Source organism: Polymorphospora sp. NPDC051019 (assembly GCF_040683055.1).
Taxonomy (GTDB): domain Bacteria; phylum Actinomycetota; class Actinomycetes; order Mycobacteriales; family Micromonosporaceae; genus Polymorphospora; species Polymorphospora lycopeni.
On record NZ_JBFBCH010000001.1, the window covers coordinates 645,437 to 660,270 of the forward strand.

Below are 14,834 nucleotides of genomic sequence, written 5' to 3' on the forward strand. Positions count from 1 at the left end.
GGCTCAGCGCAGCGAGACGCCGGCGAAGTCGGGCAGGTCGTTCGGGGTCGGTGTGAACCCTTCGACGCCCTTGCGCAGCACCACGTTGCCGCTGAGGTCGAGCGGGAAGATGCCGACCGCGTCGTCCCAGACGATCTTGCCGGCCTGGGCGTACAGGTCGGCCCGCTTGTCCTGGTCGAGTTCGGCGCGGGCGGCCAGCAGGATGCGGTCGAGTTCCGGGTTGGCGTAGCCGTTGCGGTTGGCGGTCGACAGGTAGAGCCGGGCCAGGGTGAAGTCGGCGTCGCCGGTGATGGTGCTGCCGGTGGTCATCGTGCTGTCCCAGTCGAGCTTGAGCAGCTTGTCCAGCCAGGTGGCCCGCTCGAGTTCCTCGGGCTTGACGACGATGCCGACCTTGGCCCAGTCGCTGATCATCGCGTCGGCGAAGGAGTTGCCGTTGGTGCAGCAGCCGGTGCTCCACATCATCGAGGTGGTGAACCCGTTCGGGTAGCCGGCCTCGGTGAGCAACTGCTTCGCCTTGGCGGGGTCGTAGGCGTACGGGTTCTGTCCGGCGGCGCCGAAGATGGCCTCCGGCAGCGGTCCGGTGGCGGCGGTGCCGGCCTGGTCGAACAGCGAGTCGTTGATCCGGCCGAAGTCGACGGCGTGCCACATCGCCTGCCGGACCCGGGCGTCGGTGAACGGCTCACGGGAGCTGTTGAACCAGATGTAGTAGTTGGCGTACGTGGGGAACGACTCGACGGTCAGCGCGTCGTTGTCGCGCAGGCCGGTCAGCTGGTCCGGCGGCAGCCCCCAGGTCACGTCGATCTCGTTGTTCGAAAGCGCGGTGACGCGGCCGGAGACCTCGGGGATGTAGCGGTACGAGATGGTTTCGAGCTTCGGCTGGTCGCCCCGGTAGTTGTCGTTGCGGGTCAGTTCGACGCTCTGCCCGGCGGTGAACGACGAGACCTTGAACGGTCCGGTGCCGTACGGGGCGTTGAAGAACGCGCTGTCGGCGAGCTTGGCGGCCGGGGCGATCCAGAGCAGGGTGAGGTTGCTCAGCACGGTGCCCAGCTCGCTGCTGGTGTGGATGGTCAGGGTGTGCTCGTCGGGGGTGCCGATCTCGTCGACGGTGGCCCACAGGCCGGCCAGCGGCCCCTTGCCGTCGATCAGCGCCTGCAGTGACGCCTTGGCGTCGGCGCTGGTCATCGGGGTGCCGTCGGCGAACGTGACGTCCTTGCGCAACACGAACTGCCAGGTCAGCGGGTCGGGGTTGGTCCAGCTCTCGGCGAGCTTCGGGGCGATCTCGCCGTTCTCGCGTACGACCAGGGTCTCGAAGACCTCCTGGACGACGGTGAGGGTGGGCTGGTCGGCCGAGTTCGCCGCGAACGGGTTCAGCGACACCACCGGGGTCGGGTTCGCCACCCGCAGCGTGGTGGCGCCGGTGCCGTCACCGGTGGAGCTGCCGGAGTCGAAGGAGCAGGCGGTCAGTCCGAGCACGCCGGCGAGGGCCAGCGCGCCGAGGCGGGTGGTCAGAGATCTCATGTCATCCCTTTTCACTGACGGTTACCGGGTGGATAGGTTCGGGTCGGAGCGGTCCCGCAGTTCGTCGCCGAGCACGCCGACGCAGACGACGAAGACGGCCAGGACCAGTCCGGGAATGGTGGCGATCCACCAGGCGCTCGCCAGGTAGTCGCGGCCGTTGGCGATGGTGGTGCCCCAGCTCGGCGTGCCGGGCGGGATGCCCAGCGACAGGAAGCTCAGCGACGCCTCGGCGACGATGACGAATCCGAGTTGGACGGTGGCGATGACCAGCAGCGGGCTGGCGACCGCCGGAAGCACGCAGTGGCGTACGACGTGCCAGGCGCCGGCGCCGAGGGTGCGGGCCGCGTTGGCGAAGTCGCGCGACTTGGTGGCCATGGTCTGTGCCCGGGCGACCCGGGCGAAGATCGGCCAGGTGGTGATGGACAGGGTCAGTACGACGTTGGTGACGCTGGAGCCGAGGACGGCCGCGACGAAGACGGCGAGCAGGATCGACGGGAAGGCGAGCTGGATGTCGGCCAGCCGCATGAGGATCGCGTCGACGATCCCGCCGAGATAGCCGCAGAGGATGCCGATCGCCGCGCCGACGATGCCGGCCAGCAGCAGCGTCGCCGCGCCGACCATGATCGAGACCCGGGCGCCCTGCATGATCTGGGGCAGCAGGTCACGGCCGACCTGGTCGGTGCCGAGCAGCGCCAGGCTGCCGTCGGCGAGCCGGCTGCCCGGTGGCAGCAGCCGGTCGGTGACGGAGGTGGCGATCGGGTCGTACCGGGCGATGACCGGACCGATCACCCCGGCCACCACGTAGGCCACGATCACCCCGATCGGGATCCACAGGCGCAGCCGGCGGCGGCGCCGGCGCGGGGTGCCGGCCGGCGGCCCGTCGTCGCCGGACTTGTCGACGTCGACGGGTTGGCCCGGTGTCCCGAGCGCCACGGACGCGGGTACGTCGGTCACGTCGGCCACCTCCTCAGACGCTCTCGCGCACGCGCGGGTCCAGCCGCACGTACAGCAGGTCGACGACCAGGTTGATGACGATGAAGATGGCGGCGACGGTGATCACGCACGCCTGCACGACCGAGTAGTCGCGGGCGGCGATGGCGTCGGTCATCAGCCGGCCCACGCCGGGCCAGGCGAAGACCGTCTCGACGATCACGGCACCGCCCAGCAGGCTGCCGAACTCCAGTCCGGCCACGGTGACGACCGGGATCAGCATGTTGCGCATCGCGTGCCAGCCGACGACGCGCGTCTCGGACAGCCCCTTGGCGCGGGCGGTGACGACGTAGTCCTCGTGCAGCACGTCGAGCAGGCCCGACCGGACCAGCCGCAGTACGACGCTGAGCAGCGGCAGCGCCAGCGTGACCGCCGGCATGATCATCGCCGCCGGTGATCCCGCGCCGGAGCTGGGCAGCAGGTGCAGGAACCGGGAGAAGATCAGGATCAGCATGATGCCGACCCAGAACGACGGCAGCGACTGGGTGAGCATCGACAGCACCGACACCACCCGGTCGAAGAACCCGTTCGGGCGGGTCGCGGCCAGCGTGCCCAGCGCGAACCCGACGACGATGGCGATGGCGAAGGCGGCCGCCGCGAGTGCGGCCGTCGCCGTCAGGTGGGTGAAGACCAGGTTCGTCGCGCTGTCGTTGAGGCGGAACGACTCGCCGAAGTCGAAGGTGACGGCCCGTTGCAGGAAGCGGACGTACTGCACCACCGGGGACGCGTCCAGGCCGTACTCCCGGCGCAGCGCCTCGACCGCCGCCGGGTCCGCGTCGGGCCCGAGCTGGTTGATCGCCGGGTCGCCGTCGACCTCCCGCATCGCGAAGAACACCACCGTCGCCGCCCCGAAGAGGACGAGCGCCGAGATCGCGAGTCGGCGGATCGCAAACCGCAGCATCGCCGGAACCTCAGCGTCCGGGCGGCGACGCCGGGTCGCCGAGCAGGGCCGCCTCGATGTCCTCGACGACGGCGACCGCGGCCCGGCCCTCCGCGCCGCTGACCGGGGTGGGTCCGCCGGCCAGGGCCGCGTCGACGAAGGCTTCCAGTTCGGTACGCAGGTTGTAGGCGCCGCCGCCGTCCCGGCTGGGCCAGAAGTAGGTGTCCTGGAAACTCGCCACGCCGTCGCGGCGGGCGTACATCAGGTCGTTGTGCGAGAGGTTCATCTCGAGGATGCCGTGCTCGCCGACGATCCGCAGGCCGGCGTCGGCCCGCGACGGCCGGGAGTGCGGCAGCGTCCAGTTGTTCTCCATCGTGCCGATCGCGCCGTCGTCGAAGCGGATCGTCGCGTGCACGACGTCGTGGCTGGGCGACAGCACCTTGCGGCCGACGGCACCGGTGACCTCGACGTCCCGGCCGGTCACGAAGCGGACCAGGTCGGCGTCGTGGATGCCGAGGAACCAGGCGACCGAGGTGCGGTCCCAGATTCCCTGGCCGACGGCCTGCGAGGTGCAGCGCCAGACCTTGACGTGCCAGATGTCGCCGAGTTCGCCAGAGCGTACAACCTCGCGCAGCCGGATCACGCGCGGGTCGAAGCGCAGCACGTGGCCGATCATCAGCGCGTCGGGGTCGGGGCAGCCGGCGATGATCCGGTCGCAGCTCGCCGTGGACAGCGCCATCGGCTTCTCCAGCAGCACCCGCTTGCCGGCGGCGAGGGCAGCGAGGGTCGCGTCCTCGTGCAGGTGGTCGGGGGTGCAGATGCTGACCGCGTCGACGTCGGCGAGCAGGTCGCCGATGTCCTCGACGGCCCGGACCCCGAGGTTGCTCTGTGCCCAGTCGCGGTTACGGGGCGACACGTCGGCGACGGCGACCAGTTCCGCCTGCCGTACGTCGCGCAGCGCGCGGGCGTGCAGCTGTCCCTGGACACCGATACCGACGACGCCGATCCTGAGGCGGTCCACGCCAGACCTCCAACTGTTGCAAACCAGGTGAACGCTAGGTGTGTACCTAGCTGCGATAGTTCTACACCTAGTCGGAGTGCAGGGCAAGGGTGCACGCGCCACAAAATCGCTGGTGACCTGCGGATTCGTCGCAGCCCATCGATGTCCCGCGCGACGGCGCCCCCTCGGCGTCAGCGCATCAGCACGACTGAACCGGGACACGTACGGCTTCCACCGCATCGAGATCATGGAGTCACCGCGCCGGCCACGGTGCGGACTGGGCACAGCCTGTGGGTCGACGTCAGCCGGTCCTACGACGGCACACCCGACGCCCGGTTACGCCGGGACGGTCACGCGATCTCCAGGCTCGTTACCGCCCAGATAGGAAGATCGAGGTCACAGGCCACGGGAACCCGGAGGTTCATCGGAGGCGACTCCAGATCGAAGATTCCACCGCCCCCGATGTCGACGGTGTCCCCGATCCTGACCTGCCCGCCTTCCGGAATACTGACGCTCTCCCCATCCATCGTCGCCCCCTCGGAGAACGCGAGTCGGTACTTCAGGGACAGCTCGGGCGAGTCAGGCGGCAGGGTCGCGCAGACACAGCCGTCCGTCACCACCAGGGTGGCGCCTCTCATAAGGGCTTGAAAGTAGACGCGCTCACCAACGATCGCGACGAAGGCCGCCGCAGGAGACGCGGCCGGCGCGGCACTCGGCGACGAGGTCTGCCCCTCAGGCGAAGCGCAGGCTACGGCCGCCAGAACCGCCAGCGTTCCGCTGAACCCGAAAAGCTGCCGCAAGGAGCTCATACAGCAATCGCCCCACGAGAAAGTCGCCGCCCACCGGAGACGCCGGTACGTTGCGTCGCGGCCACAATACAAAGCGACACGGATGTTCACCACATCCATTCGGGCGCACTTCGGCGGCGTACGACGCGGGCGTCGAGGTGGGCGGCCAGCACGTCCACAGCACCCGGCCGCCCCGCCCAGGATGTGTCCGGAACCTCCGGATACGCAAACGACGCCTATCCGACGTCGTCCAGCAAGCCCTACCCGCCAGCGTGAATCCGGAGCTTGACAGCGGAGCGGATCACAATCCCACCCCCGGCCACCTCGCATCCTGGGCCGGAAAGCGTCCAGGCGCCACGAATCCGCCGGTATGACGCCATGCGGCATCCTCGCAGGGGAACCGCTCGCCCCGCGCACCCCCCGGGCCGGGCAGCGGTGTCCGGATCGGACGGTGCCGGAGCCAACTCAAACCAACCCGGCGACCACGCGGCCCTGACACCGGCCCAGCAACCTTCGTTCCCACCTCGGACTTCCTGACGGAAAGCCCACGTCGGACGGCTGCGGATCGCCGCGAACCCGCCAGTTCCCAAAACCGATATGGCGCAATTTCGTGGAGCCCCGATTTCGATCTGTCGTGGATTTGCCAGTGGTCCCTTTTGGGGAATGCTGCATTTTGCATCCTTGACAGCCTTTTCGGAATGCACAGACCATCGGAAAGTTCCGATCAGCGATTCCACGATCACTGTCAGTTTGCACGGAGGGGAACACGATGAGTTCAGGTCCGAGTGGATCGTCGACCACCGCCGCCACCACACCCGCTACGAACGCCGCCCTCGATGGTCCGACGCCGAAAGACCTGTTGCCGGTCAGCGGCGGGCACCCGGTGGAGATCGTCCGGTACCAGACCGTGGTGCTGACCGACATTCCCGGCGCGAAACCATCTCGGAAGTTGACCGGCGCGATCGACCTCGGCGAGGAGGGTCTGCCGTTCTACGACCGCCCGGCCGAGGGCATGATCGTCACCACCGAGCAGACGTGGGCGGTGGAGGGGGTGACGCTGGGCCGGCTGCTGCACAGCCTCGCGCTGGCGCCGGGCGAGAGCACGAAGGTCGCGGTCATCGACTGGGAGCGGCGTACGGTCGGCACCGGCACGGAGAAGACGGCCGAGAGCGACGTCCTCACCAGCCGGACCGACCAGGACCGGTCGATCAACGAACTGGCCAACGCCGTCGCGCGGGAGGAGCAGCACGGCTCAGCCCAGATGTCCCAGTTCAGCGACTCGAAGAGCATGGGTGCCAACGTGGGCGTCGCGTTCTCCTCCGGCGGCCTCGGCGCTTCCCTGAGCAAGTCGACGAACGCGGGGGTCGCGACGTCCGTGGCCCGCTCCACCGGACAGCGGGAGGTCGCCGCGGAGGCCGTCCAACGGATCGACGCGCGGACCCAACAGCTGGCGACCTCGGCACGCAGCCGGCACATGACCGTGGTGCGGGAGACCTCGCAGTCGGAGAAGGAGCACGTCCTCACCCGCGTGGTCACCAACTACAACCACATGCACGCGCTGTCGGTGCAGTACTACGAGGTCGTCCAAGTGTACAAGGTGACGACCAAGCCGACGAAGCTGGAACGGTGCCTGTTCATTCCGCTGCAGGAGCTCACCTTCACCCAGAGCATCCTGCAGCGGTACAAGGAGGTGCTGGCCGCGGTGGCGCCGACGGACTGGGCCAAGAAGATCCGCGGGGCAAGCCCGTTCGATAACACGGTCCGCAAGCTCGACGGCTGCCAGACCGCAAAGGCGCCGGTCGCGCAGGCCGCCAAGGGCGTGGAACTGCTCGACATGGCCGAGTCGAAGAGCATGGGCGTCTACGGCGTACGTAAGCCCGACGGCGCCCCGGTTCGTTACGACCCGACCGCCCGGCAGTGGAACCCGATGCCGACCACCGGACTGAGCACCGGACTGATGTCCATCGTGCCAGGCAAGGACCAGGTCTGGGCGATACAAACCGACAACCAGGTCATGATGTACGACGGAACGACCTGGAGGGGCGGCACGAGCACTTCCGCCACCCGCATCGCCTGCGGGGCCGATGGCACTGCATACATCCTCCACAGGGACAGCACGATCAGCCAGGGGCACTTCTACTCGGGCGCCGGCAGCCGGCTTATGGTGCCAGGCGAAGCAGACGATATCGCCGTCGTCGGCGACACGCTCTGGCGCTGCCGGCAGGGCAGGACGTACGAGCGCACCGGGAACACCTGGCTGGAACGCGCACCCGCCCCCAACGTGGTCCGGCTGGTAGCGGCGCTGGACGGTGCGATCTGGGGCGTCACGGAAGACAACCGGCTGCTTGTGGTCGAGGCCGGCGCTACGACCTGGACTACACCGCCGAATACCGGCGGTGTTCCGGCTGCCAAGTTGCCCGTGGGCCTACTGAACGCGAACCGCGGTGTGCTGTTCAAGGTCAACGACCAACCGAACCCCGACGCCGGCTCCGCCTCCAAGATCGACGTCTGGTGGGACGGTGCCGGAATCCGCGGTATCTCGCTCACCACGCCCGGCCACACCTTCCGCTGCGGCGACACCAGCGCCTCGGGGATCCAGCACAAGGCGCACACCTTTCCGGCCGGCGACAAGCTGCTCTCGGTCGGCTACTGGACCGGCGCCGCGGCAGACGGCGGCCTGTCCGGGCTGCGGCTGACCATGCAGTCCGGCGTGGTCAGTTTCGGATCCGCCGTGGGGTCGACCGTCCCCCCGGATCTCGCCGAGGAAGCCGGCGGCGCCGTGCTGTGCGGCCTGCACGGATCAACGGTGGTCACGCAGCCGCCGGAAACGCCCGGCACCGCCCGCACCCACGTCGCGTCGCTCGGGTTCTACGTGCGCGGCGGCATGGCGTCGCAGGCCGTCCTGGACCACCTCAACGACAACCGCCGCCACTACAGCCTGGCGGTCTGGGCCAACGCCGACGAACTGACGCTGAGCCGCATCCTGGCCAACTACACGTACACGTCGCCGGGCGGGAAGGACTCCTCGGTGCCGCTCGGGGTGCAGCTCGACCCGAAGCCGGTCGCCGTAACCGGCAACTACCTCGGCTTCCGCTGGAACTTCGCCACCGAGCAGGAACGCGACGACTGGGTCAGCGCCCGCCGGCCGGCCAACCGGCCGGATCCGCTCAGCCTCGGCCCGGAGGTGACGAGCGTCGTCGGAATCGCCACCAACGGCGTCTTCGCCGAGGCCGTCCTCGGCCGGTCCAACTCCGCCGAGAAGATCGACCTCACCCGGTTCTGGAACTGGAAGGACTCGCCGATCCCGATCCTGCCCACCGACATCGCCCCCATAGCCACCGGCGGACGCGCCCGCGACGTCGACGTCAAGGTCAACGCCCTCTCCCCCAGCAAGGCCAGGCTCCAGGCGGTACCGGCCCTGCCCAACCCGACCGGCATGGACGCGACACTACGCACCCTGTCCACCGCCAACCTGTTCCGGGACATGAGCGGCATGGCCGAGATCGGCCAACTCCTCAGCAAGGGCCTGCAGTTGGCGGCCGGCAACGACCAGGCCGCCGCCCAACGTGCCAACGAGGCCATGAAAACGGCCACCGAACACATGCAGAAGATGGCCCAGATCGCCGTCGAAGCCATCTCGAAGGCCGTCCCTGCCGGCCAGGTCGCTGACAGCATCAGTGCCCTCGGCGGCATGCTCAACCAGTCCCAGAACAGCGCCGGTGGCAAGTAGGCGTACTGCCCGGGAACGCTGGTCGAGGTCGTGTGACGACCTGGCCTGAATCCGCTGGATGACGAAGGCCTCCGGTTGTGGAGCGGAACCGCCCCGCCGACCAGGAGGCCTTCGTGCCCCACGCCAACGCCGCTTCGACCCTCGTGCTGGGTCCGGACACGGGTTCCCACTCCGGTCAGGCGGTGATCTGCCCGAACACCGCGCCGTGGACAAGATGCGCGGTCGCGGTGACGGACACCCGGGCGACGCTCCAGGAAATGGCGGCCCCGGGGGGGCATGGCAGCCCCGAGCAACGGCGACGCCCCTCGAATCAGGTCTTCGAGGTGAAGGCCGCCATCATCCGGCTGCCGACCGGGTTGCCGGCGTTGTCGAAGCACACGACGTCGAGTTCGGCGTCGGTGCCGACATGCGACCAGGGCCGGGCCAGGTTGCAGTAGTTCGGGCCGGGTCCTTCGGCGACCACCTGGGCGTGGGTCTGGTCGACACCGAGCTGGGGGTAGCGGACCGTGAAGCGGCCGGGCGCGACGGTGCTGATCGTGTTGCCGCCGACGCCGGTGACGCTGTTGTGGTTCGCGTCGTACCGCCAGTGGTGGAAGTAGCCGAACTTCTGCGGCGTGCCGAGCGAGGCGGTCAGGGACCGGCCACGGTGGTAGGAAAGGGTGAAGTCGCTCCAGGTCAACCTGCCCTGGTGGTCGAAACAGCTGACTTCCGCCAGGATGTCGGTTCCCTCGAACATCCAGTTCGTCACCTTGCACCGACGCGGGACCGCCTGACGTTGCACCGCGGTCACCTGCAGGTTCCCGGCGGGGATTCCGGCGACCCCGACCCGGTACAACCGGACGTGGTAGGAGCCGGTCGACGAGCGCGCGGCCAGAACCATGCCCTGGAGCGAGCTGTGTGAGTGCACGACGCGGTTCTCCTGGTCCCGGTAGTGCAGGTAGGCGTAGGTCGTGGCGGTGGGGGCGTAGCTGACCCGGTAGGTCCACATGACGGAGAAGGCGGTGTCGGTCAGGACACCTCCGGGGGCGCGGCACTGCACGAGGACGATCTGGTCCGGCGCCACCTCCCACCACTGGACGACGGAGCAGTAGTTGCCGGTGCCGTCGACCGGGGTCACGTGCGCGATTCCCAGGCTGCCCGAGCCGATGCGCGGGAACCTGACCTGGAAGACCCCCGCGCTTGTCCGGCCTCCCTCGGCCCACAGATCGGGCGCCGACGTCTTCCAGCTTCCCCACTGGCGGGTCGTGTCCAGCGTGGTCCAGGCCGGAACGGTGGGATCGGTGACGAGGGCGAAGCCCCAACTGTTGGCGACAGCGGCCCGGGCCGGGCCGGCGGTGGCCGGCACGAGCGCCGCGACCAGCGCCACGACGAGAACGAACGGACGCAACCGCATGACCCCTCCAATCGAAGCCAATCGATCTGACGCTAGCACCGTCACCGGCGGCCGTCGACAGTCGTGATCCCCGGGTGGGGCACGGGCGCTACAGTCGCTGATCATGACCGAAGCGACCTCCCCCGGCTGGGACGCCATCGACGCCGCTCTCGCCCGCCGCTACCCCGGCGTACGGCCGTTGCACCACGCCTCGGCGCTGCCGTACGCGGCCGGTGGACGGGACCCGCTCGACGGCATCAGCCTCTACCCGCGCGACGACCACTGGCACCTGGTCAGCTACGGCATGTCCGACCTGCACGAAAAGAGGTCGCCGGACGAGGAGGAGTCCGGGTGGGGCTTCGAGTTCACCATCCGGGTGGCCCGTACCGCCGGTGACGACGAGCCGCCGACCTGGGCGCTGAGCTTCCTGCAGAACCTGGCCCGCAACGTGTACGCCCGAGAGGCGGCGTTCGTCCCCGGCAGCCACCTGCAGGTGAACGGGCCGATCTCGACGGCGCGGCCGGACACCGCGATCCGCGCGGTGGCGTTCGCCGAGGACCCCGAACTCGGCACCATCGACACGCCGCACGGAAAGGTTCGGTTCCTCCAGGTCGTCGGCCTGACGCCCGAGGAGTACGCGGTCATCGACCGGTGGGACGCGCGGCGACTGCTCGACGCGCTGCGCCCGGCGCTGCCGCTGCTGGTCACCGATCTCGACCGGGGCGACCTCACCGCCGACCCGGCCGTGGCCGCCGCCATCGAGGAGGGCGTACGGCGCGACGGCTCCTCCAGGGCGCTCATCCCGGCGAAGAAGGCGAACTGGCGTGTCGAGGACGGCGTCACGACGGTGACCCTCGACGTGGCCGCCGCGGAACATGTCGGCCGCCTGCTGCCGCTCCGGTTGCCGTACGGCCGCGACCTGACCGTGAACCCCTTCGACAAGGGGGTGAAGTTCGGGCCGGGCGAGGAGTTCACGGCCGCCCCCGGACGCTTCGGCCTTCTGGAGATTCGGCTGCCGGCCGAAGCGGCGACCGAGGTCGCCACGGCGCTGCGGTCCGGCGCGGGCACCTACCGGCCGGCCGGAACGACCGGCCTGCAACTCCGCGTCGCCCCGGCCACCCGCCGGTTCACGTTCCCGCCCCCGGCCTGACCGGGCCACCCGGGAAGGCTGTCGGGGCGGTTCAGCGTACGGTCCGGTGCCGCCGGTGGGCGCACCCACCCCTCCGTCGTTCTGAAGTGGACACAACCTACACTTCGCCGGTGATCAACAAGAAACGATCAACAATCGTCCTTATCGGACTGTTGACGGTGACCCTGTTGAGCGGTCCCGCGCCGGCGTTCGCGGAGGAGGAACCACCGGCCGAACCGCCAAAGGTCGAGCTGGTGCTCGACGTCAGCGGATCGATGCGCGCCGCGGACATCGACGGTCGCAGCCGGATCTCCGTGGCCCAGCAGGCGTTCAACGAGGTCGTCGACGCGCTGCCCGACGAGACGCAGCTCGGCATCCGGGTACTCGGCGCCACGTACCCGGGCAACGACAAGGCGAAGGGCTGCCAGGACACCCAGCAGATCGTGCCGGTCGGCCCGGTCGACCGGGCCCAGGCCAAGGCCGCGGTGGCGACGCTGCGACCGACCGGGTTCACCCCGGTCGGGCTGGCCCTGCGCGAGGCCGCCAAGGACCTCGGCACCGGCACGACCGCCCGCCGGATCGTGCTGATCACCGACGGCGAGGACACCTGCGCCCCGCCGGACCCGTGCGAGGTCGCCCGGGAACTGGCCGCGCAGGGGACGAAGCTGGTCGTCGACACGCTCGGCCTGGCCCCGGACGAGAAGGTACGCCGGCAACTGCTCTGCATCGCCGAGGCGACCGGCGGCACGTACACCGCGGTGCAGCGCGCCGACGAGCTGACCAGCCGGATCAAACAACTCGTCGACCGTGCCAAGGACACCCACACGGCGGCGCCGGCCGTCGTCGCCGGCAAGTCGGCGTGCGACGACGCGCCGCTGCTCGCCCCCGGCGTCTACAGCGACCGGGCGGCGTTCTCGGAGCACCGCTGGTACCGGGTGCCGGTCCTGCCCGACCAGGAACTGCGGGTGTCGGTCAGCATGGCGCTGGACCGGCCGGTCAACCCCGACTACGCGGTGCTGCTGCGGGCCACCGCCACCGACGGGCGGGAACTGGTCCGTGGGGTGGACGCGGGCAGTGGCCGTACCGACGTGGTCTCCGCGGGCCTGCGCTGGTCGGGGGGTGAGGAGCCGACGGACGAGGCGTCGCCGACGCCCGACACCGGCACCACCGTCGCGGCCACCACGGTCTGCCTGGTGGTGAGCAACGCGTTCGCGCCGCGCCAGGGCACCCAGGCGACGCCCGGCATGCCGGTGGAGCTGACCGTCGACGTGGTCGCCTCCTCCCCCGCACCGACCGCACCCGACCTGGGACGCGGCTGGGTGCTGCTGGTGCTGCTGACGCTGGCCGGCCTGCTCACCGGACTGGTCACCGGCCTGCTCACCCGCTGGTGGGTCGCCACCTGGAGGGAGAACCGATGAGCACCCCGACGCTCCGCGCCGCGGCGGCACTGACCGCCGCCGGCCTCGTCCTGCTGGCCGTACCCGTGCCGGCGCAGGCCGCGCCGACGCCGTCGCCCGGCGCCACCCCGGTCACCCGCGCCGGTACGTCGTTCCTGACCGCGACCGGCATCGCCGCCGGGCAGCCGGTCCGGGTGGACGCCGCCACCGGCGACTACCTGTACTGGTCGTTCCCGGCCACCGCCGGCGAACGGCACGAGATCACCGCGACCGTGTCGTTCCCGGAATCGCGCAGCGGCCCGTCGACCTGGACCGTCGAGGTCTTCGACGGGCTGCGGCGGCGGCAGTCCTGCACGGCCGGCGCCCAGACGCCGACCGCCGGCGCCTCCGCCGCCAGCGTGTCGCTCGGCTGCGCGCTGCGTCAGGTACGGTCCTGGGCCGAGCCGTGGTCGGCCGACCCGCTGCCCGGCACGTACTACGTCCGGCTGTCGGTGACCGAGCTGCCGGAGGCCGACCTGGGCCTGCCGGTCGACGTGGAACTGCTGGTCAGCTCCGACGCCAGCGGCTCGCGGGACGACGGCGAGCTGAAGGCCCCGCTGGTGCCGAACACGAAGGCCGGCGCGGTGCTGAACGCCGAACCGGTGGCGCAGCAGGACGAGGAGGACGGCACCGGATACTTCGACTGGCTGCCGGACCTCGGCTCGCGCTGGGTCTGGAGCGCGATCGGCGGCGTGCTGGCCGCCGTCGCGGGCGTGGTCGGCTTCGCCCTGACCCGCCGTCCCCGCCGGCCGTGACCGGCGCCGGTGGCCGCCGTACGGGGACGGCGGCCACCGGCCGGTCGCGGGTCAGTCCTTCGAGGTGAAGGTGGACAGGAAGCGCTGGTCGGTCGGCAGGCCCGCGTTGTCGTAGCAGGCCACCCCGACCTCGGCGGTGGGGCCGAAGTGGCTCCACGGCTCGGCGAGATGGCAGTACTCGGACCCGGCGCCCATGGCCACGACCTGGGCGTGGGTCTGGTTGAGGGCGAGGAGCGGGTAGCGGACCCGGTAGTAGCCGGTCGCGATGGTGTTGATGGTGTTGACGCCCATTCCGCCGCCCGGGTTGTTGTAGTTGGCCTGGCTGACGAACGGGAAGTAGTAGCCGAAGAACCTCGGCGGGGTGAACGAACCGAAGACGGCGCGCTGCCGGTGGTAGGACAGGCTGAAGGCGGTGTCCACCGGCTTCCCGGCCGAGTCGTGGCAGGCGACGTCGGCGGCGATGTCCAGCACGTTGAACGCGTACCAGTCACTGATCTTGCAGCGTCGCGGGGCGCCGCCCTCATCGACGGCGGTCACCTGTACGTTGCCGGCGAGCCCGAGCGCCGAACCGACGCCGGCGAGCTTGACCCGGTATCCCCCGTTCCCCATCGGTCCGATGTCCACCGGCAGACCGGTGGAGTTGTATCCCTGTACGACGGCGGCCGCGGCCGTGCTCCGCAGGTAGGCGTACGTGCCGGTGTTGGGTGGTGCGATCCCGGAGCTGGCCGTCCACAGCACGGCGAAGGGGGTGTCGGCGTGGCCGCCGCCCGGGGCGAAGCACTGCACCTCGACGATCTCGTCGAGGCCGACCTGGAACCATCGCAGCACCGTGCAGTAGTTCCCGTTGGAGTTGATCGGGGTGACGTGCACGACCCCGTCCGAGTTGGAGCCGACCTGCGGGAACCTGACCTGGAACCGGCCGGCGCCGAGCTTGCCGCCCTGGGCCCACCCGGGGAAGCCCGCCTTCCAGGAGCCCCACTGGCGGTTGGTGTCCAGCGTGGTCCAGGCCGGGACGTTCGGGTTGTCGACCAGGGCGAAGCCCCACCGGTCGGCGGTGGCGGCCCGGGCCGGCTCGGCGGTGCCGGGTACGACCGCCGCCAGCGCGGCGACCAGGGCGACGGCGAGGGCGAGTGGACGCAGACGCATTGTCCCTCCTATCGAGCGACATCGATTGGAGTGCCATGCTCGCACCTCGCGGCGCCGGGACGCCCCGAATCCCGCCCCCGGTCAGCATGG

Annotated in this window: 11 protein-coding genes; 4 read left to right on the top strand and 7 right to left on the bottom strand. The window is 70.1% G+C overall.

Annotation, left to right across the window (positions count from 1 at the left end; all coding sequences use genetic code 11):
* Nucleotides 1-3: 3 nt before the first annotated feature.
* The 5 genes from AB0M79_RS02845 to AB0M79_RS02865 all read right to left on the bottom strand — a co-directional run bounded on the left by AB0M79_RS02845 (nucleotide 4) and on the right by AB0M79_RS02865 (nucleotide 5,197).
* Nucleotides 4-1,518 (bottom strand): ABC transporter substrate-binding protein, encoded by a 1,515-nt coding sequence (locus AB0M79_RS02845; protein WP_364207168.1) that lies wholly within the window; start codon nucleotides 1,516-1,518, stop codon nucleotides 4-6.
* Nucleotides 1,519-1,539: 21 nt separating this feature from the next.
* On the bottom strand, nucleotides 1,540-2,472 hold the full coding sequence (locus AB0M79_RS02850; RefSeq protein WP_364207170.1) for an ABC transporter permease: 933 nt from the start codon (nucleotides 2,470-2,472) through the stop codon (nucleotides 1,540-1,542).
* Nucleotides 2,473-2,485: 13 nt separating this feature from the next.
* Nucleotides 2,486-3,409, bottom strand: coding sequence for an ABC transporter permease (locus AB0M79_RS02855; RefSeq protein ID WP_364207172.1), 924 nt, complete (start codon nucleotides 3,407-3,409; stop codon nucleotides 2,486-2,488).
* A gap of 10 nt (nucleotides 3,410-3,419) precedes the next feature.
* The gene (locus AB0M79_RS02860) at nucleotides 3,420-4,409 is read right to left on the bottom strand and encodes a Gfo/Idh/MocA family oxidoreductase (RefSeq protein WP_364207174.1); all 990 of its coding nucleotides are present in this window, start codon (nucleotides 4,407-4,409) and stop codon (nucleotides 3,420-3,422) included.
* A 329-nt stretch (nucleotides 4,410-4,738) separates the two neighbouring features.
* Nucleotides 4,739-5,197 carry a hypothetical protein gene (locus AB0M79_RS02865; protein WP_364207176.1) on the bottom strand — a complete coding sequence of 153 codons (459 nt, stop codon included), beginning with the start codon at nucleotides 5,195-5,197 and terminating at the stop codon, nucleotides 4,739-4,741.
* A gap of 748 nt (nucleotides 5,198-5,945) precedes the next feature.
* On the opposite strand from AB0M79_RS02865, the gene AB0M79_RS02870 reads away from it, so the two are divergent.
* Complete coding sequence (locus AB0M79_RS02870) at nucleotides 5,946-8,906, top strand: hypothetical protein (RefSeq protein WP_364207178.1); 2,961 nt, start codon at nucleotides 5,946-5,948, stop codon at nucleotides 8,904-8,906.
* A gap of 310 nt (nucleotides 8,907-9,216) precedes the next feature.
* On the opposite strand, the gene AB0M79_RS02875 is transcribed toward AB0M79_RS02870, so the two are convergent.
* The gene (locus AB0M79_RS02875) at nucleotides 9,217-10,299 is read right to left on the bottom strand and encodes a hypothetical protein (RefSeq protein WP_364207180.1); all 1,083 of its coding nucleotides are present in this window, start codon (nucleotides 10,297-10,299) and stop codon (nucleotides 9,217-9,219) included.
* Nucleotides 10,300-10,402: 103 nt separating this feature from the next.
* On the opposite strand from AB0M79_RS02875, the gene AB0M79_RS02880 reads away from it, so the two are divergent.
* From AB0M79_RS02880 to AB0M79_RS02890, 3 genes are all read left to right on the top strand, one after another.
* The gene (locus AB0M79_RS02880; RefSeq protein WP_364207182.1) at nucleotides 10,403-11,428 is read left to right on the top strand and encodes a suppressor of fused domain protein; all 1,026 of its coding nucleotides are present in this window, start codon (nucleotides 10,403-10,405) and stop codon (nucleotides 11,426-11,428) included.
* A gap of 110 nt (nucleotides 11,429-11,538) precedes the next feature.
* Entirely contained in the window at nucleotides 11,539-12,825 is a 1,287-nt protein-coding gene (locus AB0M79_RS02885) for a VWA domain-containing protein (RefSeq protein ID WP_364207184.1), read from the top strand.
* The gene (locus AB0M79_RS02890; RefSeq protein ID WP_364207186.1) at nucleotides 12,822-13,598 is read left to right on the top strand and encodes a peptidase; all 777 of its coding nucleotides are present in this window, start codon (nucleotides 12,822-12,824) and stop codon (nucleotides 13,596-13,598) included. Before AB0M79_RS02885 ends, AB0M79_RS02890 begins: the two co-directional genes overlap by 4 nt.
* A gap of 51 nt (nucleotides 13,599-13,649) precedes the next feature.
* Here the strand turns inward: AB0M79_RS02890 and AB0M79_RS02895 are convergent, their stop codons facing one another.
* Complete coding sequence (locus tag AB0M79_RS02895) at nucleotides 13,650-14,744, bottom strand: hypothetical protein (protein ID WP_364207188.1); 1,095 nt, start codon at nucleotides 14,742-14,744, stop codon at nucleotides 13,650-13,652.
* Nucleotides 14,745-14,834: the final 90 nt, after the last annotated feature.

Excerpts from the sequence above, each read along its gene's own strand:
- AB0M79_RS02870 (WP_364207178.1), top strand. The coding sequence starts at position 5,946 with ATGAGTTCAGGTCCGAGTGGATCGTCGACCACCGCCGCCACCACACCC.
- AB0M79_RS02875 (WP_364207180.1), bottom strand. The coding sequence starts at position 10,299 with ATGCGGTTGCGTCCGTTCGTTCTCGTCGTGGCGCTGGTCGCGGCGCTC.
- AB0M79_RS02855 (WP_364207172.1), bottom strand. The coding sequence starts at position 3,409 with ATGCTGCGGTTTGCGATCCGCCGACTCGCGATCTCGGCGCTCGTCCTC.
- AB0M79_RS02890 (WP_364207186.1), top strand. The coding sequence starts at position 12,822 with ATGAGCACCCCGACGCTCCGCGCCGCGGCGGCACTGACCGCCGCCGGC.
- AB0M79_RS02865 (WP_364207176.1), bottom strand. The coding sequence starts at position 5,197 with ATGAGCTCCTTGCGGCAGCTTTTCGGGTTCAGCGGAACGCTGGCGGTT.
- AB0M79_RS02845 (WP_364207168.1), bottom strand. The coding sequence starts at position 1,518 with ATGAGATCTCTGACCACCCGCCTCGGCGCGCTGGCCCTCGCCGGCGTG.
- AB0M79_RS02895 (WP_364207188.1), bottom strand. The coding sequence starts at position 14,744 with ATGCGTCTGCGTCCACTCGCCCTCGCCGTCGCCCTGGTCGCCGCGCTG.
- AB0M79_RS02880 (WP_364207182.1), top strand. The coding sequence starts at position 10,403 with ATGACCGAAGCGACCTCCCCCGGCTGGGACGCCATCGACGCCGCTCTC.